The organism is Kaistella soli, from assembly GCF_019038595.1.
GTDB lineage: Bacteria > Bacteroidota > Bacteroidia > Flavobacteriales > Weeksellaceae > Kaistella > Kaistella soli.
Map to the genome: position 1 here is coordinate 1 of NZ_JAHOPF010000015.1, position 5,035 is coordinate 5,035.

Here is a 5,035-nt window from a genome sequence, read left to right on the forward strand (position 1 = left end):
GATATTGAAAACTCCGGTGGATAAAGATGGGCACGCGCAAGATTAGATAGTTGGTGAGGTAACGGCTCACCAAGTCAATGATCTTTAGGGGTCCTGAGAGGGAGATCCCCCACACTGGTACTGAGACACGGACCAGACTCCTACGGGAGGCAGCAGTGAGGAATATTGGACAATGGGTGAAAGCCTGATCCAGCCATCCCGCGTGAAGGATGACGGTCCTATGGATTGTAAACTTCTTTTGTACAGGGATAAACCTACTCTCGTGAGGGTAGCTGAAGGTACTGTACGAATAAGCACCGGCTAACTCCGTGCCAGCAGCCGCGGTAATACGGAGGGTGCAAGCGTTATCCGGATTTATTGGGTTTAAAGGGTCCGTAGGCGGGCCCGTAAGTCAGTGGTGAAATCTCATAGCTTAACTATGAAACTGCCATTGATACTGCGGGTCTTGAGTAAATTTGAAGTGGCTGGAATAAGTAGTGTAGCGGTGAAATGCATAGATATTACTTAGAACACCAATTGCGAAGGCAGGTCACTAAGATTTAACTGACGCTGATGGACGAAAGCGTGGGTAGCGAACAGGATTAGATACCCTGGTAGTCCACGCCGTAAACGATGCTAACTCGTTTTTGGATTTTCGGATTCAGAGACCAAGCGAAAGTGATAAGTTAGCCACCTGGGGAGTACGTTCGCAAGAATGAAACTCAAAGGAATTGACGGGGGCCCGCACAAGCGGTGGATTATGTGGTTTAATTCGATGATACGCGAGGAACCTTACCAAGACTTAAATGGGAAATGACAGGTTTAGAAATAGACCCTTCTTCGGACATTTTTCAAGGTGCTGCATGGTTGTCGTCAGCTCGTGCCGTGAGGTGTTAGGTTAAGTCCTGCAACGAGCGCAACCCCTGTCACTAGTTGCTAACATTCAGTTGAGGACTCTAGTGAGACTGCCTACGCAAGTAGAGAGGAAGGTGGGGATGACGTCAAATCATCACGGCCCTTACGTCTTGGGCCACACACGTAATACAATGGCCGGTACAGAGGGCAGCTACACAGCGATGTGATGCAAATCTCGAAAGCCGGTCTCAGTTCGGATTGGAGTCTGCAACTCGACTCTATGAAGCTGGAATCGCTAGTAATCGCGCATCAGCCATGGCGCGGTGAATACGTTCCCGGGCCTTGTACACACCGCCCGTCAAGCCATGGAAGTTTGGGGTACCTGAAGTCGGTGACCGTAAAAGGAGCTGCCTAGGGTAAAACAAGTAACTAGGGCTAAGTCGTAACAAGGTAGCCGTACCGGAAGGTGCGGCTGGAACATCTCATTTTAGAGCGTCTTTAGACGTTAAACAAACAAAACGTACGCAAGTACAAGCACTTACTCAAAAGATGCTTTAGTTTTTTTACTTTGGTTGGTATTTAAAAATATACCCACTAGAAATTAGTACAGGGAGAGAGATATAGAGGAAATGAAGAATGAATATGGAGTTATACACTTGATACTCATTACTTATCACTCAAAAACAGTCTCGTAGCTCAGCTGGTTAGAGCGCTACACTGATAATGTAGAGGTCGGCAGTTCGAGCCTGCCCGAGACTACTAATTTAGAGTATATGAGTTGTAAAGTAGATGAGTTGTAGAGTATTAATACTCCATCACTCGGATACAGAATTACTCAAAGACTCCACTAGCGGGGAATTAGCTCAGTTGGCTAGAGCGCCTGCCTTGCACGCAGGAGGTCAAGGGTTCGACTCCCTTATTCTCCACAGTATTAGTAATCTGATTTAAAAGTTACGGATAGAGCCAAAAACAATATCTGTTCATCAGGGAACTAATAAGATTTAAAGATCATTGACATTAACGATAAGAACATCACAAAGAGAAAACCGAGCACTTACGGGTGCGAAAGTTTACAAAATAAAAAGCAACACGGTTGTGTTGTATTAAAAATACTGAACTAATTTAAAATTAGGAAAGAAATCGTTAAGGGCGTATGGCGGATGCCTAGGCTTTCAGAGGCGAAGAAGGACGTGGTAAGCTGCGAAAAGCTGCGGGGATCGGCACACACGAATTGATCCGCAGATGTCCGAATGGGGCAACCCGGCTGGTTGAAGACCAGTCACCTCGTAAGAGGAGCAAACCCGGAGAACTGAAACATCTAAGTACCCGGAGGAAAAGAAATCGAAGAGATTCCGTAAGTAGTGGCGAGCGAAAGCGGATTAGCCCAAAAGTCTTTATATGTTTAAAAGAACGTTCTGGAAAGAACGGCCGTAGAGGGTGATAGCCCCGTACTTGAAAGGCATATTTGGATGATAAATGAGTAGGGCGGGACACGTGAAATCCTGTCTGAATATGGGGGGACCATCCTCCAAGGCTAAATACTCCTGAAAGACCGATAGTGAACAAGTACTGTGAAGGAAAGGTGAAAAGCACTTCGAATAGAAGGGTGAAAGAGAACCTGAAACCGTACGCCTACAAGCGGTCGGAGCCCACAAGTTGGGTGACGGCGTGCCTTTTGCATAATGAGCCTACGAGTTAATTTTACTAGCGAGCTTAAGCACTTCAGGTGCGGAGGCGGAGCGAAAGCGAGTCTGAATAGGGCGCATAGTTAGTAGGATTAGACGCGAAACCTTGTGATCTACCCATGGGCAGGTTGAAGCTTTGGTAACACAAAGTGGAGGACCGAACCGGTTGACGTTGAAAAGTCTTCGGATGACTTGTGGGTAGGGGTGAAAGGCCAATCAAACTGGGAGATAGCTCGTACTCCCCGAAATGCATTTAGGTGCAGCGTCGATGTTAAGTTTATTAGAGGTAGAGCTACTGATTGGATGCGGGGGAGTCAAATCCTACCAATTCCTGACAAACTCCGAATGCTAATAAATGTTCGTCGGCAGTGAGGGCATGGGTGCTAAGGTCCATGTCCGAGAGGGAAAGAACCCGGACCAACAGCTAAGGTCCCCAAATCTATACTAAGTTGAAATAACGCGGTTGAACTGCATTGACAGCTAGGATGTTGGCTTGGAAGCAGCCATTCATTTAAAGAGTGCGTAACAGCTCACTAGTCGAGCGGTTCGGCATGGATAATAATCGGGCATAAGTATAGTACCGAAGCTATGGATTTATAATTTTAGAATTATATCTGGTAGGGGAGCATTCTGTTTGCACAGAAGCAGTATCGTGAGGTATTGTGGAGCGTACAGAAAAGAAAATGTAGGCATAAGTAACGATAAAGCGGGCGAGAAACCCGCTCACCGAAAGACTAAGGTTTCCTCAGCCATGCTAATCAGCTGAGGGTTAGTCGGGACCTAACGCGAACCCGAAAGGGGAAGTGGATGGACAATGGGTTAATATTCCCATACTTGCTCACACTAAAAAGGGGACGGATTTACGTACTTGCTGGAGACTGACGGAATAGTCAAGGCCTAGCCTTCGGGCGAAGCTGCTGCAGGGAAATAGATTCCAAGAAAAGCCGAAGTGAAGCAACCCGTACCAAAACCGACACAGGTAGTCGAGGAGAGAATCCTAAGGTGCTAGAGTGAATCATGGTTAAGGAACTAGGCAAAATAGTCTCGTAACTTCGGAAGAAGAGACGCCAGCAGCAATGCTGGCCGCAGTGAAGAGGCCCAGGCGACTGTTTATCAAAAACACAGGACTCTGCTAAATCGAAAGATGCTGTATAGGGTCTGACACCTGCCCGGTGCTGGAAGGTTAAGGAAGGTTGTTAGCAGCAATGCGAAGCAATTAACTGAAGCCCCAGTAAACGGCGGCCGTAACTATAACGGTCCTAAGGTAGCGAAATTCCTTGTCGGGTAAGTTCCGACCTGCACGAATGGTGTAACGATCTGGGCACTGTCTCAACCATGAGCTCTGTGAAATTGTAGTATCGGTGAAGATGCCGATTACCCGCAATGGGACGAAAAGACCCTGTGAACCTTTACTATAACTTCGTATTGACTTTGAATAAACAATGTGTAGGATAGGTGGGAGACTTTGAAGCTGGCACGCTAGTGTCGGTGGAGTCAACGTTGAAATACCACCCTTTGTTTATTTGGAGCCTAACTCCGACTTGTCGGAGGACATTGCGTGGTGGGTAGTTTGACTGGGGTGGTCGCCTCCAAAAGAGTAACGGAGGCTTTCAAAGGTACCCTCAGCACGCTTGGTAACCGTGCGTAGAGTGTAATGGCATAAGGGTGCTTGACTGTGAGACCTACAAGTCGATCAGGTGCGAAAGCAGGACATAGTGATCCGGTGGTTCCGTATGGAAGGGCCATCGCTCATAGGATAAAAGGTACTCCGGGGATAACAGGCTAGTCTCCCCCAAGAGCTCATATCGACGGGGAGGTTCGGCACCTCGATGTCGGCTCGTCACATCCTGGGGCTGGAGAAGGTCCCAAGGGTTGGGCTGTTCGCCCATTAAAGTGGCACGCGAGCTGGGTTCAGAACGTCGTGAGACAGTTCGGTCTCTATCTATTGCGGGCGTTAGATGTTTGAGAGGGCTTGAATCTAGTACGAGAGGACCGATTTGAACAAACCTCTGGTGTATCAGTTGTACCGCCAGGTGCACCGCTGAGTAGCTACGTTTGGAAAGGATAAGCACTGAAAGCATATAAGTGCGAAACCTGCCTCAAGATGAGACATCTTTTAAGGGTCGTTGGAGATGACAACGTTGATAGGCTACAGGTGTAAAGTCAGTAATGGCATAGCCGAGTAGTACTAATTACCCGTAGATTTATAGCCTAATTAGGCGCGCTCCGTAAGTGCATAAAGGTTTACTCTTTGTGAAAGTTTTTATCGATAAATATAGACACGAGATCTATAGATATGAGACACGAGACAATAGTCTCCGCTCTCTAATCTAAATATCTCACGTCTCTAATACAGCCTTTAGGGTGGTTTTAGCAGAGGGGCTCACCTGTTCCCATTCCGAACACAGAAGTTAAGCCCTCTAGCGCCGATGGTACTGCGAAAGCGGGAGAGTAGGTCGCCGCCAGTTTTTTTTAATCCTCAATCATTTACTTGATTGAGGATTTTTTTTGGTATA

Annotated in this window: 2 tRNA genes and 3 rRNA genes; all 5 read left to right on the plus strand. The window is 47.2% G+C overall.

Annotation, left to right across the window (positions count from 1 at the left end):
* Positions 1 to 1,322 (plus strand): 16S ribosomal RNA (locus KSK37_RS13910); the annotation flags it as partial.
* Between the two features lie 197 nt (positions 1,323 to 1,519).
* A tRNA-Ile gene (locus KSK37_RS13915) sits at positions 1,520 to 1,593 on the plus strand.
* Between the two features lie 93 nt (positions 1,594 to 1,686).
* Positions 1,687 to 1,760: transfer RNA gene (locus KSK37_RS13920), tRNA-Ala, on the plus strand.
* A gap of 207 nt (positions 1,761 to 1,967) precedes the next feature.
* A 23S ribosomal RNA gene (locus KSK37_RS13925) occupies positions 1,968 to 4,731 on the plus strand.
* 148 nt (positions 4,732 to 4,879) lie between these two features.
* Positions 4,880 to 4,987 (plus strand): 5S ribosomal RNA (rrf, locus tag KSK37_RS13930).
* Positions 4,988 to 5,035 lie beyond the last annotated feature (48 nt).